At 32.3% G+C, this 19440-nt stretch carries 25 protein-coding genes; 20 read left to right on the top strand and 5 right to left on the bottom strand.

The genetic code is table 11. The features are described 5' to 3' along the window. Positions 1-41 precede the first annotated feature (41 nt). The 10 genes from porX (at position 42) to AC1EUV_RS05355 (ending at position 8431) form a co-directional block, all read left to right on the top strand. Positions 42-1589 carry a T9SS response regulator signal transducer PorX gene (gene porX / locus AC1EUV_RS05400; protein WP_480197663.1) on the top strand — a complete coding sequence of 516 codons (1548 nt, stop codon included), beginning with the start codon at positions 42-44 and terminating at the stop codon, positions 1587-1589. A gap of 136 nt (positions 1590-1725) precedes the next feature. Further along, positions 1726-2790 carry a 3-phosphoserine/phosphohydroxythreonine transaminase gene (gene serC / locus AC1EUV_RS05395; RefSeq protein ID WP_480197662.1) on the top strand — a complete coding sequence of 355 codons (1065 nt, stop codon included), beginning with the start codon at positions 1726-1728 and terminating at the stop codon, positions 2788-2790. A 5-nt stretch (positions 2791-2795) separates the two neighbouring features. After that, positions 2796-3746, top strand: a complete 951-nt coding sequence (locus AC1EUV_RS05390) for a D-2-hydroxyacid dehydrogenase (RefSeq protein ID WP_480197661.1) — start codon at positions 2796-2798, stop codon at positions 3744-3746. Beyond that, on the top strand, positions 3747-4982 hold the full coding sequence (locus AC1EUV_RS05385) for a DUF1015 domain-containing protein (protein ID WP_480197660.1): 1236 nt from the start codon (positions 3747-3749) through the stop codon (positions 4980-4982). 30 nt (positions 4983-5012) lie between these two features. Then, positions 5013-5669, top strand: a complete 657-nt coding sequence (locus AC1EUV_RS05380) for a YggS family pyridoxal phosphate-dependent enzyme (RefSeq protein ID WP_480197659.1) — start codon at positions 5013-5015, stop codon at positions 5667-5669. After that, positions 5669-5863 (top strand): YwbE family protein, encoded by a 195-nt coding sequence (locus AC1EUV_RS05375; RefSeq protein WP_480197658.1) that lies wholly within the window; start codon positions 5669-5671, stop codon positions 5861-5863. The genes AC1EUV_RS05380 and AC1EUV_RS05375 overlap by 1 nt, the downstream gene beginning before the upstream one ends. Positions 5864-5966: 103 nt before the next feature. Then, entirely contained in the window at positions 5967-7256 is a 1290-nt protein-coding gene (locus AC1EUV_RS05370) for a metal-dependent hydrolase family protein (protein ID WP_480197657.1), read from the top strand. A 150-nt stretch (positions 7257-7406) separates the two neighbouring features. After that, a complete protein-coding gene (locus AC1EUV_RS05365) occupies positions 7407-7757 on the top strand; it encodes a hypothetical protein (protein WP_480197656.1) in 351 nt (116 codons plus the stop codon). Between the two features lie 149 nt (positions 7758-7906). Then, positions 7907-8194: a YdhR family protein gene (locus AC1EUV_RS05360; RefSeq protein WP_480197655.1), complete on the top strand. Its 288-nt coding sequence runs from the start codon at positions 7907-7909 to the stop codon at positions 8192-8194. Between the two features lie 96 nt (positions 8195-8290). Further along, positions 8291-8431 (top strand): hypothetical protein, encoded by a 141-nt coding sequence (locus AC1EUV_RS05355; RefSeq protein WP_480197654.1) that lies wholly within the window; start codon positions 8291-8293, stop codon positions 8429-8431. A 5-nt stretch (positions 8432-8436) separates the two neighbouring features. Here AC1EUV_RS05355 and holA read toward each other — a convergent pair whose 3' ends face one another. Beyond that, positions 8437-9441 carry a DNA polymerase III subunit delta gene (gene holA, locus AC1EUV_RS05350; protein ID WP_480197653.1) on the bottom strand — a complete coding sequence of 335 codons (1005 nt, stop codon included), beginning with the start codon at positions 9439-9441 and terminating at the stop codon, positions 8437-8439. 29 nt (positions 9442-9470) lie between these two features. Between holA and AC1EUV_RS05345 the strand changes: the two genes are divergently transcribed. From AC1EUV_RS05345 to AC1EUV_RS05315, 7 genes are all read left to right on the top strand, one after another. Beyond that, positions 9471-9911: a type I restriction enzyme HsdR N-terminal domain-containing protein gene (locus tag AC1EUV_RS05345; RefSeq protein ID WP_480197652.1), complete on the top strand. Its 441-nt coding sequence runs from the start codon at positions 9471-9473 to the stop codon at positions 9909-9911. Next, positions 9908-10903 carry a glycosyltransferase family 2 protein gene (locus AC1EUV_RS05340; protein ID WP_480197651.1) on the top strand — a complete coding sequence of 332 codons (996 nt, stop codon included), beginning with the start codon at positions 9908-9910 and terminating at the stop codon, positions 10901-10903. The genes AC1EUV_RS05345 and AC1EUV_RS05340 overlap by 4 nt, the downstream gene beginning before the upstream one ends. Positions 10904-10929: 26 nt before the next feature. After that, on the top strand, positions 10930-11373 hold the full coding sequence (locus AC1EUV_RS05335) for a nucleoside deaminase (RefSeq protein ID WP_480197650.1): 444 nt from the start codon (positions 10930-10932) through the stop codon (positions 11371-11373). 2 nt (positions 11374-11375) lie between these two features. Continuing rightward, positions 11376-11696: a TfoX/Sxy family protein gene (locus tag AC1EUV_RS05330; RefSeq protein ID WP_480197649.1), complete on the top strand. Its 321-nt coding sequence runs from the start codon at positions 11376-11378 to the stop codon at positions 11694-11696. Between the two features lie 6 nt (positions 11697-11702). Then, positions 11703-12215 (top strand): SRPBCC family protein, encoded by a 513-nt coding sequence (locus AC1EUV_RS05325; protein WP_480197648.1) that lies wholly within the window; start codon positions 11703-11705, stop codon positions 12213-12215. Between the two features lie 125 nt (positions 12216-12340). Then, positions 12341-13213 (top strand): OmpA/MotB family protein, encoded by an 873-nt coding sequence (locus AC1EUV_RS05320; RefSeq protein ID WP_480197647.1) that lies wholly within the window; start codon positions 12341-12343, stop codon positions 13211-13213. Between the two features lie 126 nt (positions 13214-13339). Then, positions 13340-13945, top strand: coding sequence for a trimeric intracellular cation channel family protein (locus AC1EUV_RS05315; protein ID WP_480198280.1), 606 nt, complete (start codon positions 13340-13342; stop codon positions 13943-13945). Here AC1EUV_RS05315 and AC1EUV_RS05310 read toward each other — a convergent pair. Both AC1EUV_RS05310 and AC1EUV_RS05305 read right to left on the bottom strand, forming a co-directional pair. Next, positions 13942-14787 (bottom strand): transketolase, encoded by an 846-nt coding sequence (locus AC1EUV_RS05310; protein ID WP_480197646.1) that lies wholly within the window; start codon positions 14785-14787, stop codon positions 13942-13944. The genes AC1EUV_RS05315 and AC1EUV_RS05310 overlap by 4 nt on opposite strands. 88 nt (positions 14788-14875) lie before the next feature. Then, positions 14876-15301, bottom strand: a complete 426-nt coding sequence (locus tag AC1EUV_RS05305; protein WP_480197645.1) for a hypothetical protein — start codon at positions 15299-15301, stop codon at positions 14876-14878. A gap of 191 nt (positions 15302-15492) precedes the next feature. Between AC1EUV_RS05305 and AC1EUV_RS05300 the strand changes: the two genes are divergently transcribed. From AC1EUV_RS05300 to AC1EUV_RS05290, 3 genes are all read left to right on the top strand, one after another. Then, positions 15493-15861 carry a DoxX family membrane protein gene (locus tag AC1EUV_RS05300; RefSeq protein WP_480197644.1) on the top strand — a complete coding sequence of 123 codons (369 nt, stop codon included), beginning with the start codon at positions 15493-15495 and terminating at the stop codon, positions 15859-15861. A gap of 103 nt (positions 15862-15964) precedes the next feature. After that, positions 15965-17263 carry a dipeptidase gene (locus tag AC1EUV_RS05295; RefSeq protein ID WP_480197643.1) on the top strand — a complete coding sequence of 433 codons (1299 nt, stop codon included), beginning with the start codon at positions 15965-15967 and terminating at the stop codon, positions 17261-17263. Positions 17264-17283: 20 nt separating this feature from the next. Further along, complete coding sequence (locus tag AC1EUV_RS05290; RefSeq protein WP_480197642.1) at positions 17284-18582, top strand: T9SS type A sorting domain-containing protein; 1299 nt, start codon at positions 17284-17286, stop codon at positions 18580-18582. On the opposite strand, the gene AC1EUV_RS05285 is transcribed toward AC1EUV_RS05290, so the two are convergent. Then, positions 18579-19040, bottom strand: a complete 462-nt coding sequence (locus tag AC1EUV_RS05285) for an acyl-CoA thioesterase (protein WP_480197641.1) — start codon at positions 19038-19040, stop codon at positions 18579-18581. The two genes, AC1EUV_RS05290 and AC1EUV_RS05285, sit on opposite strands and share 4 nt — an antisense overlap. Beyond that, positions 18991-19383 carry an acyl-CoA thioesterase gene (locus AC1EUV_RS05280; protein ID WP_480197640.1) on the bottom strand — a complete coding sequence of 131 codons (393 nt, stop codon included), beginning with the start codon at positions 19381-19383 and terminating at the stop codon, positions 18991-18993. The genes AC1EUV_RS05285 and AC1EUV_RS05280 overlap by 50 nt, the downstream gene beginning before the upstream one ends. Between the last annotated feature and the right edge of the window lie 57 nt (positions 19384-19440).

Here is a 19440-nt window from a genome sequence, read left to right as displayed (position 1 = left end):
GTAACAAAAATAGACGATTAATTTTAAAAGAAGTTAAGTACATGAGTACAGCAAAAATACTTTGGGTTGATGATGAAATTGAATTATTGAAGCCACATTTATTATTTCTAGAAAAGAAAGATTATAATGTTTCTACTTGTAATAATGGTGCTGAGGCGGTTGAAAGCGTCGACGAAGAAAATTATGATATCGTCTTTTTAGATGAAAACATGCCTGGCTTATCTGGTATTGAGACTTTGGCACAGATTAAAACGAAGCTTCCTAACTTACCCGTTGTAATGATTACGAAAAGTGAAGAAGAGTATATTATGGAAGAAGCAATAGGTGCTAAAATTGCAGATTATCTGATTAAACCTGTAAATCCTAATCAAATTTTATTAACGCTTAAGAAGACATTAGATAATTCGCGTCTTGTTTCTGAAAAAACAACTTCTAGCTATCAGCAAGAATTCAGAAAAATTTCTATGGATTTAGCTATGGTTAATACATTTGACGAATGGATTAATCTTTATAAAAAGTTAGTGCATTGGGAGATTGAACTAGAATCAATTGATGACCCTGGAATGATAGAAATTTTGGAAAGTCAAAAGAACGAAGCCAATTCTCAATTCTTTAAGTTTATTGAGAAAAATTATGAGGGTTGGTTTCATGGTAAAGAAAAACCTGTCTTATCTCATATGCTATTCAAAGATGTAATTGCTCCAGAATTATCTAAAGAACAGGGCACTCTACTCGTGGTGATTGATAACTTAAGATACGATCAGTTAAGAGTCTTAGAACCAGTAATTAATAATTATTATAAAAAAGAAGAAGAAGTTACATTTTATAGCATTTTACCAACGGCAACTCAATATGCTCGTAATGCAATATTTTCCGGTTTAATGCCTTCAGAAATGGAGAAACGTCATTCAGAATATTGGAAAAATGATACTGACGAGGGAGGTAAAAACTTATATGAGAATGAATTTTTGACTGCTCAAATTAAAAGACTTGGTTTAGATATTAAGCACGAGTTCTATAAGATTACGAATATGCCAAATGGTAGAGATTTAGCTCAAAATTTCGCAGGTGTAAAAGACAATGACTTGACTGTAGTTGTGTACAATTTTGTGGATATGCTATCTCACTCTAGAACAGAAATGGAAATGATCAAAGAGTTAGCAGGTGATGACAAAGCCTATAGATCATTAACATTGAGTTGGTTTAAGAATTCACCATTGTTAGAAATTATTCAGAAGGCGCAGCGTATGAATCTTAAATTGATCATTACCACTGATCATGGTACTATTAATACTAAAAGACCTTCTAAAGTTGTCGGCGATAAAAACATTAGTTCAAACCTTCGCTATAAAACAGGTAGAAGTTTAAGTTACTCAGATAAAGAGGTTTATGCAGTTAAAAATCCAAAAGATATTTTTCTTCCAACCATAAATATGAGTAGTTCATTTGTGTTTGCTAAAGAAGACTATTTCTTTGCTTATCCAAATAACTATAATCATTTCGTGAAATATTATAAAAACACCTATCAACATGGTGGAATTTCATTAGAAGAAATGATAATACCATGTGTTGTTATGGAGCCCAAATAAGGTAGTTAGTTTCATTTTATTTTTTTAAATCAATATTTTTAACAAATAGCTAAAAATTGTTAGGTATTTTTTAGATATGTATATGTATTATTTATAATAAATTCTTCAACTTTGTGCTTTCAAAAATTTGAAATAAATGAAGAAGCATAATTTTAGCGCAGGACCTTGTATTTTGCCACAAGAGGTATTAAAACAAGCTTCAGAAGCTGTCTTAAATTTTAATAATGACAATTTATCATTAATTGAGATTTCGCACAGAAGTAAAGGCTTTGTAGAAGTAATGGAAAACGCTCGTAGCTTGGTGTTAGAATTGCTTGATCTTGAAAATAAAGGATATTCGGTATTATTTTTACAAGGAGGAGCTAGTCTCGAATTTTTAATGACTCCTTATAATTTACTTAAAGAAGACGGTAAGGCAGCTTATTTAGATACAGGTACTTGGAGCTCAAAATCTATTAAAGAGGCAAAGTTATTTGGTAATATAGAAGTAGTTGCTTCATCAAAAGATAAGAACTATTCATATATTCCTAAAGATTATATTATACCAGCAAATGCTGATTATTTTCATTGTACAAGTAACAATACCATTTTTGGAACACAGATAAAATCTTTTCCGAACCCAAATGGATTGTTAGTTTGTGATATGAGTTCTGATATTTTTTCAAGAAAATTAGACTTTTCTAAATTTGATTTGATATATGCAGGTGCTCAAAAGAATATGGGGCCAGCAGGTACAACTTTAGTTGTTGTTAAAGACGATATTTTAGGTAAAACTGGTAGAACAATTCCTTCTATGTTAGATTATCAAGTACATCTTTCAAAAGACAGTATGTTTAATACTCCTTCCGTATTCGCGGTATATGTATCAATGTTAACGCTACAATGGTTAAAAGACCTTGGTGGAGTATCAGAAATAGAGGAAATAAACAATGCAAAGGCGGAATTGTTATATGGTGAAATAGATAATAATCCTTTATTTGAAGGAGTAGCAGCTAAAGAAGATAGATCACATATGAATGTTACATTTACACTAACAGATGAATCCTTAAAAGATAAATTTAATAATGCTTGGCAAGCTGCTGGTATTAATGGATTAAATGGTCATCGTTCAGTTGGTGGTTATAGAGCAAGCATCTATAATGCATTACCATTAGAGAGTGTTCAAGTATTGGTAGATGTAATGCAAAATTTTAATAAGTAAACAAAATGAAAATATTAGCAAACGACGGTATCGCAACTAGTGGAATAACTGCTCTTGAAAATGCAGGTTTTGAAGTTATTTTAACCACTGTAGCACAAGAACAGTTGATAAATTATATTAATGAAAATGAAATTGTTGCATTACTTGTGAGAAGTGCTACTAAAGTTAGAAAAAATATTATCGACAATTGTCCATCATTAAAGATTATTGGTCGTGGTGGTGTTGGTATGGATAATATTGATGTAGATTATGCTCGCGAAAAGGGATTACATGTAATTAACACACCGGCTGCCTCTTCACACTCAGTGGCTGAGTTAGTTTTTGCTCATCTTTTTGGTATGGTTCGTTTTTTACACGATTCTAACAGAAATATGCCTTTAGAAGGAGATTCTAAGTTTAAAGACCTTAAAAAAGCGTATGCTAAAGGTGTAGAGTTAAAGGGCAAAACACTTGGTGTATTTGGTTTTGGCCGTATCGGTCAAGCTACAGCTAAAGTTGCCTTAGGCGTGGGAATGAAAGTAGTAGCTTTTGATCCGTTTATTGACGCTGCTAATCTAGAGTTAGAATTCTTTGATGGTCAAACGGTGAGTTTTGAAATTAATACAATTACCAAAGAAGAAGTATTACAACAATCTGATTTTCTTACGCTGCATGTACCGGCACAAGATAAATACGTTATTTCTACAGACGAGTTTGAATTAATGAAAGATGGTGCAGGCATAGTTAACGCAGCCCGTGGCGGAGTTATTGATGAAGTTGCTTTAGTAGAAGCTCTAAAAAGTGGAAAAATATCTCGAGCTGCTTTAGATGTTTTTGAAAATGAACCAACACCAGAAGTTCAATTATTAATGAATCCTGATATTTCGTTAACACCACATATTGGTGCTGCAACTGGAGAAGCTCAAGATAGAATTGGTTCAGAATTAGCAGATCAAATTATTGAGATATTAAAGTAAATGGCTGTAGTAAAGCCTTTTAAAGCTGTTCGTGCTACTAGAGACAAAGTAGCTTTAGTTTCTTCAAAATCTTATGAGGCTTATACTCCTGCTGAGCTAGGTGCCAAACTGGATTTTAATCCATTTACTTTTTTGCACATCATTAACCCTGGCTATAAATACCATCAGGAAGTATCTGGTAAAGAACGTTTTAAATTAGTACACAATCGCTTTATAGAGTTTAAGGAAAATAATATTTTCACAAAAGATAAAACTCCAGCTTTTTACATTTATAAAAAGGTAAATGGACCAAATACTTTTTGCGGAATTATTGCTGCTACCAGTGTAGATGATTACAATAATAATGTCATTAAAAAACATGAAGGCACTATTAAAAGTAGAGAGCAATTATTTCAAAATTATTTAAAAGAAGTTGGCTTTAATGCTGAGCCGGTACTACTCACCTATCCTGATAATGATACTATTCAAGATATTATTGAGAAGTATGAAAGTGTTAGAACCGAGTATGAATTTACAACCACAGACAAGCGAACACATTGCTTATGGTTAGTGACTGATCAATCTGATATTGATAATATTAGCAATGCTTTCGCTAAAATGAATTCTCTATACATTGCAGATGGTCATCATCGTTCTTCTTCCTCTTGTTTATTAGCTAAACAGTTAAAAAAGGAAAATAAAAAGCATACAGGCGACGAGCCTTATAATTTTTTTATGAGCTATTTGATCCCTGAATCTCATTTAAAAATTTCAGAATTTAATCGATTGGTAAAAGATTTAAACGGATTATCTAAAGAGGAATTTTTGATCAAATTAGATGAATGGTTCCGTATAGATAATAAAGGGCAACAATTATATAAGCCAAGTAAGTCACATCATTTTAGTATGTATTTAGATGGTGAATATTACTCTTTATATTTAAGAAAATCTATATATGAATTTACAGATGCTTTAAGCGAATTGGATACTGAGGTATTATATAGAACAGTATTGAAACCAATTTTAGGGATCAAAAACTTAAGAAAGAGCAAACGTATACATTATTCTCATGGCAAGAACGATGCTTTTAAGCTAAAAAGTAAAGTAGATTCTGGTGATTACAAAGTAGCTTTTGGTTTGGTACCTGCTACAGTTGAACAATTAAAAGCAATTGCAGATGCCGATTTGCAAATGCCACCTAAAAGCACGTATATTGAACCAAAATTGCGTAGTGGCTTAACTATGTATGAATTTTAGCACGGAAGCCCGTGCGGACAATTATTTTTTATGATTGCAAAAAACCTTGACGATATAAAATCTACACTTCCAGTGCATGTAACATTAGTTGCAGTTTCTAAAACGAAACCTATTGAAACTATTCTCGAAGCTTATAATGCTGGCCAACGAGTATTTGGTGAGAATAAAATTCAAGAAATGGTAGATAAATATGAGCAATTACCCAAAGATATTGAATGGCATATGATTGGCCACTTGCAACGTAATAAGGTAAAGTATATGGCTCATTTTGTGAGTTTAATTCATGGTGTAGATAGTTTTAAAACCTTAAAAGAAATCAACAAGCAAGCATTAAAACATAATCGTACTATTAACTGTTTATTGCAAGCCAGAATTGCTCAAGAAGATACAAAGTTTGGGCTTCCATTTTCTGAAATAGAATCTATCTTAAGCTCAGAAGAGCTTAAAGAATTGGAGAATGTAAATATAGCCGGTCTGATGGCAATGGCTAGTTTTACTTCTAACCAAGAACAGATACAACAAGAGTTCTCAAGCCTTAATTCTTTTTACCGACAACTCAAATCTCAATACTCAAATCTCAATACTCTCTCTATAGGTATGAGTGGTGATTACTCTTTGGCTATTGAAAACGGTAGTACTATGGTACGTGTTGGAAGTGCTATATTTGGTGCTAGAAACTATAATTAATGGATGGTACTAAGAGAAAAAACATCAAAGTAGGCTTACAAGTTGCTATAATACAAAAGCATCATCAACGTTCTGGTGAATTAACCAAAGGTTTTGTGCAACGTATTTTAACAAATTCTGCTAACCATCCACACGGTATTAAAGTAAAACTTGAAAATGGAATAGTTGGGCGAGTAAAAAAGATACTTTTATAAACCGATAAGCCAAACTCAAACGTTCTGTTATCCCGGAAAATTAGCCGATAATGAGGTATATTTGTTTGTATATAACAAGTTGGCAGTCATTAAAGTGAACATTATGAAAAAACTAAGAGCATCCTTATTGATTATGGTAATTTGGATTTCGGCTATTAGCTGTTTGATGGCACAAGGCTCTGTTCAATACATACTTGCTGGTGGAGTGCTTGATGTTGAAAAAGGACGAATTGAAAAGAATGTTTTAATTGTTATTAAAGACAATAAAATAATTGAACTTACTCCCAATTCAGGTACTTCAACTTTAGATCATTATATTGATCTTTCCGAATTTACGGTCATGCCAGGCCTAATTGACTGTCATACGCATTTAACAGGAGATTGGAGCAAAAAGGAATTTGACCCTTACACACTTCATGTCGGTAGTTTCTCAATTCTAGGGACTATTCATGCAAAAAGGACACTAGAAGCTGGATTCACTTCAGTTCGGGATTTACATGCCTACTTCTATTCAGACATCGCTTTAAGGAATGCTATTAATTCGCAATGGATCAAGGGACCGAGAATTTTTGCAAGTGGTGCAGGACTGTCTATCACAGGAGGTCATGGCGCATGGGGGAATTGGTTAAGCCCACAATTCAAATTTGAAGTTCAAAGCAGTGTAGCTGACGGACCTACCGAAGTAACTAAGAAAACCCGAGAACTAATTAAGTCCAAGGTAGATTGGATAAAAATTTTCGCAACTGGAGGCTTCAGTTCTTCTGTCACGGTTCCCGGAGCTTCTTCTTATACTATTGAGGAAATGAAAGCTGCGGTTAAAGAAGCAGATAATCTTGGAATAAAAGTTGCCGCACACGCCCATGGTGCAGATGGAATAAAGAGAGCATTAAAAGCTGGTGTGCATTCAATAGAACATGCAGCTTTTCTAGACGAAGAATGCATATCACTACTTAAAGAAAAAAAAGCCTACCTATCTATGGACTTATTAGCGGCTCATTTCTCTCTGATTGAGCAGGTTAACGATTATTCGGATAAAAACTTGAAACAGACAAACCAAGAGATGTACAAAGATTATGAAAATCGGTTTCAGCGAGCATATTCTAACGGTGTAAAAATGGTTTTTGGAACAGATGCAGGTGTATATCCACATGGTAGAAATGCTGAGCAATTCAAACTAATGATTGACGCTGGTATGACCGAGATCGATGCTATTAGGTCGGCGACTAGCATCGCTTCAGAACTTTTAGGAAAAGAAGATGAATTAGGTTCGATTGATGTTGGAAAACTTGCTGACTTGATTGCTGTTAAAGGAAATCCGCTGAAAGACATACAAGTATTAGAAAATATTCATTTCGTTATGAAAGATGGAAAAATCTACAAACACGTAAAATAACGCCTGCCAACAACGTGTATAATTAATTGCTTGGGTTTGTGTTGCTCGGGAAGTCCTTCGGATTTCCCTGACGTTTGGTTTCCTTTTACTAAATTAGTTACTGAAACACGCAACGAAATCATATACAAACACTTTACCTATAATTTACAAATGACCTCTAAGGAAATTTATGATATAAAACGAAGTAACTTCATTAAGAAGACACAAGAGTATTTTAACTTTCTTGTTACCGAATTAGATTTTGAAGGTCCTGTTCATAAATTTCATCAACAGAAGAACGGAACTATAACCAGAGATGAATTTCAATATGATGGAATCAATAGTAGTATTGTCATTCTAAACGCTTATCACCCGGTAGATTACGGATTTGAAATAAAATTGACAGACAAATTAAGTAGAAAGAGCAAAATGATACATTACGTCTTGAAAGAAAAACAAGAAATTGAACAAAATTATCTGGAGAAAGCGGCGGAAATTTTAAAAATGGAATTGAAAAAATAAAGAAACTGTAGTTAACAAAGGCTATAATTTAAAGATAAGAATTTCCGTTCAGGAAATTCTTATCTTTAAATCATTGCTTGGTTATCGCAAAGTAGCCCTGTGGATCGTTCTACAACGAGACCATATACAAACCATTAAAGACAATTCGTATGATTTTACAAGTTATAAAATTGAAATCTAATCTCCCCGAAGAAGAATTATTAAAAAAGGCTAAGGAAAGAGAACCTCAATTTAAAGCTATCCCCGGACTTATTCAAAAATACTATGTAAAAACTAGCCAATTAGGCGAGTATGGAGGAATTTATGTTTGGGATTCCCCAGAATCACTACAATCTTTTCGAGATACTGATTTGGCAAAAAGTATTCCTGAAGCATACGAAATTAGTGAAGCTCCAAATATTGAAATCATGAATATTCTTTTTCAATTAAGGGAATAGAAAACTGATTCCTTCAAAAAGTAATCAAAAACTAATACCAACAACGTGTATAAAAATTGATTAAATGGAAGAAAAAAACAAAAAAACTCGGCAAAAATGAGTTTAACTTTAGGAATCTTAGGGTTTCTTGCTGGTGTAGTACTACTTCTATTTAGCGAAAATAAACTAATTGGAACCTTTGGTTCAATAGCTAGTGCTGGTATTGCTTATAAAGGTTATAAAGATTTACAAGAATAAAATAATTAGTGCATCACCTTAAATAGTAATTCCTTTAAAATATCACCTTGTGGTAAATTGCTAGCACCGACACCTTTACTTTTTAAATCAGCATCACGTAATAAAGAAATTACTTGAGATACTTTACGCATTGGGTAGTTACTAGCTGCTTTTTGATAATCGTTAACAAAATATGGGTTTACACGTAAAGCTTTGGCAACACTACCTTTAGACTTATCACGTAAACCATGGTATACCAAAAGTTGTGTAAAAAAACTATTCAATAACGAAATTGTCATCACTAGCGGGTTGCTTTTGGGATTCTGTGCAAAATAAGCAATAATCTGATTGGCTTTTACCACTTGCTTCTCTCCTACCGCTTTACGTAATTCAAAATTATTAAAGTCTTTACTTATACCAATATTATCTTCAATATGCTTAGCCGTAATTAGTTTTTCCTCATCTAAAATAAGTATCAGTTTTTCTAGCTCATTATTAATTTTGGCTAGATCTGTACCTAAAAATTCAACTAGCATTAAAGTTGCCTTTGGTTCTATTTGATATTGCTTACCAGAGAGAACACGTCTAATCCAATCACCCACTTGATTTTCATACAACTTCTTGCTTTCAAATAAAACACCATTTTTGGCAGCTATTTTTGCAAGCTTCTTACGTTTATCGAGTGTTTTGTATTTATAACAGACCACTAATACTGTTGAGGGTTGTGGATTTTCCGCGTATGCGACTAAATTCTCGATAGTACGAGACATATCTTGTGCTTCTTTTACAATTACCACTTGTCGCTCGGCCATCATTGGGAAACGCTTTGCATTAGAAACAATATCTTCTATCGTTACATCGCGTCCGTATAAAACCATTTGGTTAAACCCCTTTTCTTCTTCACTCAATACATTCTTTTCAATATATTCAGATATCTTATCAATATAGTAAGGTTCATCTCCCATTAAAAAATAAATAGGTGCAATGTTGCCTTGCTGTATACTAGAAACTATTTGATTGATTTGCTCCACAACTAAGAAAAAAAGTCCATTTTTGTACTATGCAAGCACTTAATTTTCCTGCATATAAGTTCAAGCTCAAAAATAGCGAAAATAAGCAGCATATTTTTGATGTTATCAGAAAAAAATATGTGATTTTAACCCCCGAAGAATGGGTGCGACAACATGTGCTTCATTATCTAATCGAAGAAAAGAATTATCCGAAGTCTATTATTGCAGTTGAAAAGCAATTGTTAGTCAACGGATTGAGAAAAAGATTCGATGTGTTGATCTTCAATAAAAGAGGATTGCCAGAGATAATTATTGAATGTAAATCACCCAAAATAAGAATCTCGCAAGAAACTTTTGATCAGATTGCTCGTTATAATTTAGAATTAAATGCTAATTATGTAATGGTAACAAACGGATTAGATCATTATTTTTGTAATCTTGATCATAAAAATAAGCAGTATAACTTCTTAAAAGAATTACCTAATCATTGAAAGTTGCCATTGTTATATTAAACTGGGATGGAAAAGAACTATTAGAACAGTTCTTGCCCTCTGTTGTCAAATTTAGCACTGAGGCTGAAGTATATGTTGCCGATAATAACTCTGACGATGATTCTGTAGCCTTTGTTAAGGAAAACTTTCCTAATGTAAAAATAGTTAAGAATACAATAAATGGTGGTTATGCTAAAGGATATAATGATGCTTTGCAACATATTGATGCTGATATTTATTGCTTGGTAAATTCTGATATAGAAGTTACTAAAGGATGGTTAGAACCAATTATAAAAGAGTTTAAAGACAACCCAAAAGTTGCTGCTATTCAGCCTAAAATTTTAGACTATAAAAACAAATCGAAATTTGAATATGCCGGAGCCGCTGGAGGTTATATTGATTCGCTAGGTTATCCTTACTGTCGTGGTAGAATCTTTAATACCTTAGAAGAAGACAAAGGTCAATACAATAATAATCGAGATATTTTCTGGGCTTCTGGCGCTTGTTTTTTTGTGCGTTCACATGTGTTCAACAGTCTAAATGGTTTTGATGAAGATTACTTTGCACATCAAGAAGAGATAGACCTCTGCTGGCGTATTCATAATGCAGGGTATGCTATTCAGTATGTAGCTGACTCTAAAGTATATCATGTTGGTGGCGCAACATTGAGTAATATCAACCCTAAAAAAACATATTTAAACTTTAGAAATAGTCTTTTTACATTGGTAAAGAATCTTCCTAAGGGTAAATTATTCAGCACTATTTTTATGCGTTTAATTTTAGATGGAGTTGCTGGTATTAAATTTCTTTTAGAATTTAAACCTAATCATACATTGGCTATTATAAAAGCACATTTTAGCTTTTATAGTAATTTGAATACGTTTTTGGCTAAAAGAAAAAATCAGTTAAGTAAAAAAGAGAATTACTTTCATTCTAAAAGTATCCTTTATAAATATTTTATTTTAGGTAAAAAAACATTTACAAAACTTTAAATTATATTTGATATAGATTTTTTTTTATGTCATCAACTAAGTTTTACCAAAAAGCATTAGATCAAGCTAAAAAAAGTTACGCTGAAGGTGGAATACCCATTGGTGCTGTTTTAGTATCAAATGATCAAATAATTGGTAAAGGCCATAACCAACGCGTGCAACGATTAAACCCAATACTACATGGTGAAATGGATTGTCTACAAAATGCTGGTAGACAAGCAGATTACACTAATATGACGTTGTACACTACATTGAGCCCTTGTATGATGTGTACAGGGACTATCCTTCAATTTAAGATTAAAAAGGTTGTGATTGGCGAGAATAATAATTTTGATGGAAACATAGATTTTTTAATAGAACAAGGCGTAATAGTTGAACTATTAAATGACAGAGAGACAATAGATTTAATGTCAAGGTTTATTAAAGAAAAACCTGAGCTTTGGAATGAAGATATTTCAGAAATTGGTTGATTATGGCATTTGACGGAGAGTTAGCAAATAAGATAAGAGAGCACATTTCAAGTTATGGAGATGATGTCACTGAAAAGAAAATGTTTGGTGGTATTTGTTTTCTATATAAAGGAAAAATGTCTGTAGGTGTTGTAAATAATGATTTAACAGTAAGAGTTATTGATTCTAAAATGGAACAAGAACTTGAAAAGCATAATGTACGCCCAATGGATTTTACCAAGAGACCAATGAAAGAATTTATTTATGTTGAATTAGAAAATGAACGTAATTTGCCGTACTGGATCGAATTAGGTATTGAACATGCAAAAAGTAAGCTAAAATAACTGGCGATGAAAGAACTAACCTGGGATTCTTTTACCAAAAAGATCCATATCAAAACCGAAATAAACAAACTTTTTAAGCTTTGGACAACAGAAGACGGAATTACCTCTTGGTTTTTAAGCAATGCTGAGTATTTAAGAAATGGTAATAAAATAGATTCGAATGAAATTATAAAAGCTGCTGATTCTTATACTTGGCGCTGGCATAATTGGGATGGCAAAGAAGAAGGTAAAGTACAAGACGTAAAAGAAAATGAATATGTAAAGTTTACGTTTGCTGGAGAAAATGATCTATTGATATCTTTTGAGCAAAAAGATACAGCAGTTTTATTGACACTTACCCAATCTAATATCCCACTCGATGAAAAGAGTAAACTTGAAATTTTCTATGGCTGTAGTAATGGTTGGACTTTCTGGTTGGCCAATCTTAAAGCTTATCTCGAACATGGAATCCTTTTAAATGAAACCGAAATTGATCTTAGAGGTGATGATCTTGCAGGTTATGAATTTGTAAATATGTAATCCAGAATGCGGTTCACAATTTTTATTGAATAATAATACTTCAAATTTTATAAAACTTTAGAAACTCTTTAGATTCTTGCTTTTTATTTGCGGAGTTAAAAACATTAAAATAAATATTTAACTCTATGAAAAAATTATCAGTTTTAATGATCGTTGTATTATTAACAACATCATGTGTGTCTAAAAAGAAGTATCTAACTCTTGAACAAGATAGAGATAATCTTAAAGGTGAACTTCATAAAACATCTATCGCAAAAGAAGAATTAGAACAAAAATTTGCTGCAATTGAGGCAAGAGTAGAAGCTTATAATGCTAAAATTAGCGCTTTAAAAGACGAAACTAGTGCGTTAAAAAAAGAAAGTGACTCTAAACTAACTGTATCTGAAGGTACTGTTATTTCTAATGAAGCTAAAAATCAGATGAGAGCTACCATAGCTAAAATGGATACTGAAGCAGTAAAAGGAGCAAAATCGTTAAAAGATTCAATGAACTTAGCCGTTTCTTATAACTTAAAGAAAACAATGGCTGCAAGTGATTTGAATGAAGATGATGATATCGCTGTTAATATTGATGGTACCGTTGTAATGATCTCAATTTCTGATAAATTATTATTTAACACTGCTAGCTATAGAATTAGTAATAAAGCAGATCACATCTTAAAAAAGATTGCTGATTTAGTTAATTCTGAAGAAAGCTTAGATTTAATGGTAGAAGGTCATACAGATTCTAGAACGATTAGCAATGCGAAAGTGGCTGATAATTGGGACTTAAGTGTTTTAAGAGCAACTTCTGTAGTAAGAAGATTAGAAAATAAGTTTGATATAGCTCCAGAAAAACTAATCGCTTCTGGTAGAAGTTCTTTCCAACCTTTAGTAAGTAATAAAACTAAAGAAGATAGAGCTAGAAATAGAAGAACACGTATCGTTATTTTACCGAACATTGATAAGTTCCTTGCTTTAATGAATAGCGAGCAACAAGTATCGGCAGTAAATGAATAATACTAATAAGTTTTTAAAAACGGCCAGGCTCATAAGTCTGGCTTTTTTTTGCTCCAAATTTTCAATGAAAGAATTAAATTTGGTTCTTGTTTTTGATAACTATTATTATAAATAACTTTAATGAGTATTTTTTACACTTTAGATCTATTGGGTACTGCAGCTTTTGCAATTTCAGGCACATTGATTGCTATCAATAAACGATTAGACCCATTTGGTGTATTTATTATTGCATTTGTAACCGCTGTTGGTGGTGGAACTTTACGTGATATATTGATCGGTAGAAACCCTGTAGGATGGATGCAAGACTTAAATTATGTTTATATTATTATTAGTGCAACAGCTTTTGCAATCATAATTAGAAAAAAGATAGGATATTTAAGTAAATCATTATTTTTATTCGATACCATAGGTCTAGGTATATTTACAATAGTAGGAACCGAAATAGGTATTCAATATGAACTACACCCAGTAATTTCTGTTGCTCTTGGCACAATGACAGCTACATTTGGAGGCGTTATTCGTGATATACTTTGTAATGAAATACCAGTAATCTTTAGAAAAGAAGTATATGCGAGTGCATGTATTATTGGAGCTGTTATTTTTTTGTTACTTTATAAGCTAAACATACCAACAAACTTTAATTATATAACCACAGTATTGATTGTAATTATTGTAAGATTAGTAGCTGTTAAATATAAATTATCTTTGCCTACATTTTATGCTAAGCATTAATAATCACCTAGAGTCTCGGTATTTTGTGCTAAACCAACGGCTAATTGCTCATCATTAGGAGCTTTGCCATGCCAAGCATGAGTATGCATCATAAAATCTACACCGTTACCCATAACTGTATGTAATAAAACACATACTGGTTTGCCATTACCAGTTTTAGATTTAGCAGCTCTCATACCTTCTAATACAGCCTCAATATTATTGCCTTCTTTAATTTCTAACACATCCCAACCAAAAGCTTCGAATTTTTCTTTGAGGTTTCCTAATGGCATCACATCGTCTGTTGATCCATCGATTTGTTGTCCATTATAATCAACCGTAGAAATTAGGTTATCAACTTTTTTACCAGCTGCATACATAATTGCTTCCCAAGCTTGCCCTTCTTGTAGCTCACCATCACCATGCAAGCTATAGACTATAGAATCATCGTGATTCAATTTTTTAGCCTGAGCAGCACCAATAGCCACTGACATACCTTGACCTAATGATCCTGAAGCTACTCTAACGCCTGGTAAATGTTCATGTGTAGTAGGGTGCCCTTGTAATCTCGAGTCTAATTTTCTAAAAGTGGCTAATTCCTTAACGGGGAAAAATCCACTTCTCGCCAACACACTATAATATACCGGTGATATGTGCCCGTTAGAAAGAAAAAACAGGTCTTCTCCTACTCCATCCATATCAAAATCAGTACTATAATTCATTAACTCTTGATACAATACTGTAAAGAATTCTGTACATCCTAATGATCCCCCAGGGTGTCCCGAATTAACGGCATGTACCATACGCAAAATATCGCGTCTTACTTGAGTTGTAAAATCTTCTAATTGTTGTGTTGTTGACATCGAAAAAAAAATTATTTATCCGCAAAAATACATCTTTTAAAAATTGAACCAAATCCAAAATCAAAAGTTATTTGCTAGTTGTTAACAGCTATTTATGATACAACTGATTATGTGTTAATTTAGCGCTACATGTTGAGCAATTATCAGCAGATCCTGAGCCACCAGCGTGCCCATTTGGACATATATAATGATAATCACCAAAAGAATTTTGAGCGGGTGAGGTATTCGTTTGGGTTCCAGAACTAGAATTAAACGGGTCTTTTATTGAATTCTGAGGAATATTTAGACCATGAAATGCTTGATTGTGTTGGTATGCCGTATTACATTCTGGACATACACCTTGCTTATCAGAACCAGCGTGACCATTAGGGCAGGTATAGTGTACTAGCTTTTTTTTATTGCTTTTTTCAGTTTGCTGTACGTTTTCTTTTTTTTCTGGTTTTCCGCGTTCTATACAAGAATTGTACAACAAAACGAAAATTAAAATAACAAGTATATTAGATTTATTACCCATGTTTTTAGATTTAAAACGTAAATCTAAAAACTAATGGATTATCACTAAAAAATAGTTTATAAAATCTAATAACTTACCCTTACTTTATTAAAATATAATATGATATTCAATTGACTACAAGCATTGTAATTATTGATTTTAGTTTTATTTATTACCTTGTTACTCAATTACTAACTTAATATTTTAAATTTATGAACTCTAAAGTCCTATTAGTCATTAGAATTGTTTTTGCACTATTTTTATTATTCTTCGGTGCAAATAAACTTCTTCATTTTTTCGATCCACCACCACCACCAGAGGAAGCAATGGGGTATTGGCAAGCCCTAACTATTTCTAAAACCATGGCGTTGGTAGCCATTGTAGAAATAGCAGCTGGATTAGCGCTGTTATTGAATAAATATGCCGCTTTAATGATGGTTATTTTAATGAGTGTCTCTGTAAACGCTGTTTTATATCATGCCACTCTCGATCCTAGTTCTATTGTAATGGCATTAGCACTACTAGTATTGAATATTGTAATGCTCTATGCATATAAAGACCATTATAAAAGCCTACTCTAACTAATTTTAAAAAGCTCTCAAAACGAGGGCTTTTTTTAAGGTAAATTTAATTTTAACATCAATTTAAAATTGAATCGCTAACTTTATCGAAATTATTTTTGCTATGAAAAAACTTATCGACTTATTTATCCTTTTCTTCATCATTTTTGCTTGTAATAAACCTAAGAGGGTAAATGATAATGAATTAATTGCTACAGCGAAAAAAATCCATGAAAATATTATCACCTTAGATACACATTGTGATATTGATCTAAAGAATTTTACCGATTCAATAAATTATACACATAGATTAGATAATCAAGTGAACTTACCTAAAATGGATGAAGGTGGATTAGATGTGCCTTGGTTTATTGTATATACTGGCCAAGATTCATTAAATGAAAATGGGTATAAAAAAGCATATGAAAATGCTATTTCTAAATTTGATGCTATCCATAGATTAGTAAATGAATATGCCCCAGATAAGATAGAATTGGCGTTAACTTCAGATGATGTAAGGCGAATTCATAAAAGTGGTAAAAAAGTTGCAATGATTGGTATAGAAAATGGGTATCCTGTAGGAGAAGATATTAGCAATATTAAGAAATTTTATGATTTAGGAGGGCGTTATATGTCACTAGCGCATAATGGGCATAGTCAATTAAGTGATTCTAATACTGGCGAAAGTGATGGTGTCTGGTTGTATAACGGATTAAGTGATTTAGGCCGTGAAGTTATAAAGGAAATGAATAAATATGGTATGCTTATTGATATTTCACATCCATCAAAGAAAGCTAATCTAGAGATGATAAAATTATCTAAAGCGCCTGTTATTGCATCTCACTCTTCTGCTAGAGCGGTATCAGATCATAGTAGAAATTTAGACGATGAACAGTTACTTGCTGTTAAAAAGAATGGCGGCGTTGTACAGACTGTTGCTTTAGATGCTTATGTAAATGGTGAAAAGAATGAAACTAGAAGTAAAGAACTTCAGAGAATTGAGAAAGTAGTAATGGATTCTTTAGGTAGCAAATGGTTACCTAGAAATGAAATTATGGCATTAACAAGTGATGAGCGGAATGCTTACATCACAACTTATATAAAGATGAATGGTATTGTTAAAGAAAAAACAAAATCTATGACAGATTTACCACCGGCGGTTAATGTATCTGATTTTGTAGATCACATAGATTATATGGTTAATCTAATCGGAATTGATCATGTAGGTATAAGCTCAGATTTTGATGGTGGTGGTGGTATCGAAGGATGGGGTGATGCCTCAGAAACATTTAATATAACCTTAGAACTTGTAAAGCGTGGTTATACCGAAGAAGAAATTGCTAAACTCTGGAGCGGTAATCTATTACGAGTCTTAGACCAAGCTCAACAAGTCGCAAAAGAAATTCAGGCAAAAGCAAACTAAATTACTTAACTTAGATATTGATGAAATCTAAGCTCCTCTTCCTATCTATATTATTCTTTTTACTAACTAGTAATGCGTTTGCTCAAACATCAGATTTAAGTATAAATGTTTTAGTTGATAATAAAGCGCCACATGTTAGGTCTTTAATAAAGTTTACAATTACAATTACCAATATTGGACCAGACGAGGCCACCGGAGTTTCTATTTATAATGAATTTGGCAATGGATTCGGACAAATTTCATCAATAAGCGATAACGGTATATTGGCTGGAAATACGTTAAATTGGTATGATCTTGTAGTTCCTACTGGCTCCAATATTTCATTACATTTTTATGCTAAAGTGCTTACCAAGGGAGAATATTATAATAAAACTGAAATAGTAGCATCTGATAATCATGACCCAACTAGTGATCCAGACGCAAGTTTTTATGAAAATGATCTAGATGATAGATATGCAGATGATGATGAATTTATATTGACAGTTGTAAGCCTACCCTCTAATTTTGATAAGGATCGACAATTTGATAAAGATGATATTGATGATGATAATGACGGGATACCAGATATTTACGAATCTAATGGTATTAATCCGGATGCAGATTTTGACAATGATGGTACTCCTGTTTATTTAGATGACAATGATGATAACTTTGATATTGGTGATAATGATAGTTATGCAGAATCTTTTTTTGATTTTGACAGAGACAGTATTCCAAATCATTTAGATTATGATGCTGATGGAGATGGGATTTTAGATATTTATGAAACTGGCTTTAAAGATATTGAAATCAGTTTAAAAGGAAAATTGGTTAGTGATTATAGAGATTTTGGAATCAATGGATTACTAGATAAACTTGAGACCTCGACCGATAGTGGAGAGTTGATAAGTAACTTATTGAATACTGATAGTGATGATAGTTGGAATTTTTTAGATATTGATGATGATAATGATGGTATAATAACCGCTAGAGAAAATGCAGATCCGAATGGAGATGGAAATCCTGAAGATGCTCTTGATTCTGATAATGACGGAATACCAGATTATTTAGATTATGATGATCATTTAACAAAAGGTCAAATTGATAATTCTGTTGTATTAGACTCTATTCAGTCAGAAGTTAAGACCGCTACTATTGTTGCAAGAAGATCAGTAGTAGAAGTTAAACTATTTACAGAAAAAGGTCATGAAATAACCCCAACATTACAGCGAGTAGGTAATTTAGTACAGTTAGATATTTCTAATTTAGAGTCTGGTGTGTATTTTTTGCAGTTTATAACAGATAATAAAATAGATATAAAAAGATTGGTAATCGATTAGGTTAATTTATTTACTGAAAATAATCTTAATATCTCTTCCCCAATTCTTTTTGGTTTTAAAGTATTTGCATTTAATAAAACCCATGTAGTTTTACATTTAGTAAGTAAAGTATCTTCTTTATAAATATGTACAACACGGGTAGATTTAACACCAAAAGAATCTTCTATCCAAGTATAAACAGTAATCTTATCGTCTAAAAATGCCTGGTTAAGATAATCTATTTCATGTCTGAGGGCCAACCAAATAGTTTCGCCTCTTAGTTTTTCATCTGCTAAGCTATTCCAATGCTTTTCTGCAGCATCTTGAACCCATTGCAAGTATACAATGTTATTTACATGATTAAGAACATCTAAATGTTCTTTATTTACTTTAAAAGAATAGCTAGAAGAAACTTTATTTTCTGGAATCTTATTCACTCTGAAGTCTATCCTTAACATATTCAACTTTTGTTTTACCATGAGGGGCTGGTTTGCCATCCTTACCTAGATTAACCATTATAATATTATCAACAGTTATAATTACATCTCGTGTCATTTTATTTCTAACTTCACATTTTAGAACTAAAGATGTTTTACCGAACTTGATCACTTCTAAACCGATTTCAATAATATCTCCTTGTTTAGCAGAACTTTTAAAGTCAATTTCTGACATGTATTTGGTAACAATGGCAGAATTATTAAGTTGAATGATTGTATATAGAGCGGCTTCTTCATCAATCCATGCCAATAAGCGACCTCCAAATAAAGTGCTATTAGGGTTTAAGTCTTCAGGTTTGACCCATTTTCTTGTATGAAATCTCATTTTTTAATTTGTTAATCTTTTATTAAACTTCTATAAATCATTTCTTTACAATTAAAA

Source organism: Maritimimonas sp. 2304DJ26-3 (assembly GCF_056591635.1).
The sequence above is the reverse complement of the archived record's forward strand: the minus strand, read 5'-3'. Positions and strand labels throughout refer to the sequence as shown.

Excerpts from the sequence above, each read along its gene's own strand:
- AC1EUV_RS05355 (WP_480197654.1), top strand. The coding sequence starts at position 8,291 with ATGAGTTTAACTTTAGGAATCTTAGGGTTTCTTGCTGGTGTAGTACTA.
- porX (WP_480197663.1), top strand. The coding sequence starts at position 42 with ATGAGTACAGCAAAAATACTTTGGGTTGATGATGAAATTGAATTATTG.
- AC1EUV_RS05280 (WP_480197640.1), bottom strand. The coding sequence starts at position 19,383 with ATGAGATTTCATACAAGAAAATGGGTCAAACCTGAAGACTTAAACCCT.
- AC1EUV_RS05385 (WP_480197660.1), top strand. The coding sequence starts at position 3,747 with ATGGCTGTAGTAAAGCCTTTTAAAGCTGTTCGTGCTACTAGAGACAAA.
- AC1EUV_RS05320 (WP_480197647.1), top strand. The coding sequence starts at position 12,341 with ATGAAAAAATTATCAGTTTTAATGATCGTTGTATTATTAACAACATCA.
- AC1EUV_RS05380 (WP_480197659.1), top strand. The coding sequence starts at position 5,013 with ATGATTGCAAAAAACCTTGACGATATAAAATCTACACTTCCAGTGCAT.
- AC1EUV_RS05290 (WP_480197642.1), top strand. The coding sequence starts at position 17,284 with ATGAAATCTAAGCTCCTCTTCCTATCTATATTATTCTTTTTACTAACT.
- serC (WP_480197662.1), top strand. The coding sequence starts at position 1,726 with ATGAAGAAGCATAATTTTAGCGCAGGACCTTGTATTTTGCCACAAGAG.
- AC1EUV_RS05390 (WP_480197661.1), top strand. The coding sequence starts at position 2,796 with ATGAAAATATTAGCAAACGACGGTATCGCAACTAGTGGAATAACTGCT.
- AC1EUV_RS05305 (WP_480197645.1), bottom strand. The coding sequence starts at position 15,301 with ATGGGTAATAAATCTAATATACTTGTTATTTTAATTTTCGTTTTGTTG.
- AC1EUV_RS05370 (WP_480197657.1), top strand. The coding sequence starts at position 5,967 with ATGAAAAAACTAAGAGCATCCTTATTGATTATGGTAATTTGGATTTCG.
- AC1EUV_RS05365 (WP_480197656.1), top strand. The coding sequence starts at position 7,407 with ATGACCTCTAAGGAAATTTATGATATAAAACGAAGTAACTTCATTAAG.
- AC1EUV_RS05335 (WP_480197650.1), top strand. The coding sequence starts at position 10,930 with ATGTCATCAACTAAGTTTTACCAAAAAGCATTAGATCAAGCTAAAAAA.
- AC1EUV_RS05345 (WP_480197652.1), top strand. The coding sequence starts at position 9,471 with ATGCAAGCACTTAATTTTCCTGCATATAAGTTCAAGCTCAAAAATAGC.
- AC1EUV_RS05295 (WP_480197643.1), top strand. The coding sequence starts at position 15,965 with ATGAAAAAACTTATCGACTTATTTATCCTTTTCTTCATCATTTTTGCT.
- AC1EUV_RS05325 (WP_480197648.1), top strand. The coding sequence starts at position 11,703 with ATGAAAGAACTAACCTGGGATTCTTTTACCAAAAAGATCCATATCAAA.
- AC1EUV_RS05310 (WP_480197646.1), bottom strand. The coding sequence starts at position 14,787 with ATGTCAACAACACAACAATTAGAAGATTTTACAACTCAAGTAAGACGC.
- AC1EUV_RS05360 (WP_480197655.1), top strand. The coding sequence starts at position 7,907 with ATGATTTTACAAGTTATAAAATTGAAATCTAATCTCCCCGAAGAAGAA.
- AC1EUV_RS05330 (WP_480197649.1), top strand. The coding sequence starts at position 11,376 with ATGGCATTTGACGGAGAGTTAGCAAATAAGATAAGAGAGCACATTTCA.
- AC1EUV_RS05285 (WP_480197641.1), bottom strand. The coding sequence starts at position 19,040 with ATGGTAAAACAAAAGTTGAATATGTTAAGGATAGACTTCAGAGTGAAT.
- AC1EUV_RS05375 (WP_480197658.1), top strand. The coding sequence starts at position 5,669 with ATGGATGGTACTAAGAGAAAAAACATCAAAGTAGGCTTACAAGTTGCT.
- AC1EUV_RS05300 (WP_480197644.1), top strand. The coding sequence starts at position 15,493 with ATGAACTCTAAAGTCCTATTAGTCATTAGAATTGTTTTTGCACTATTT.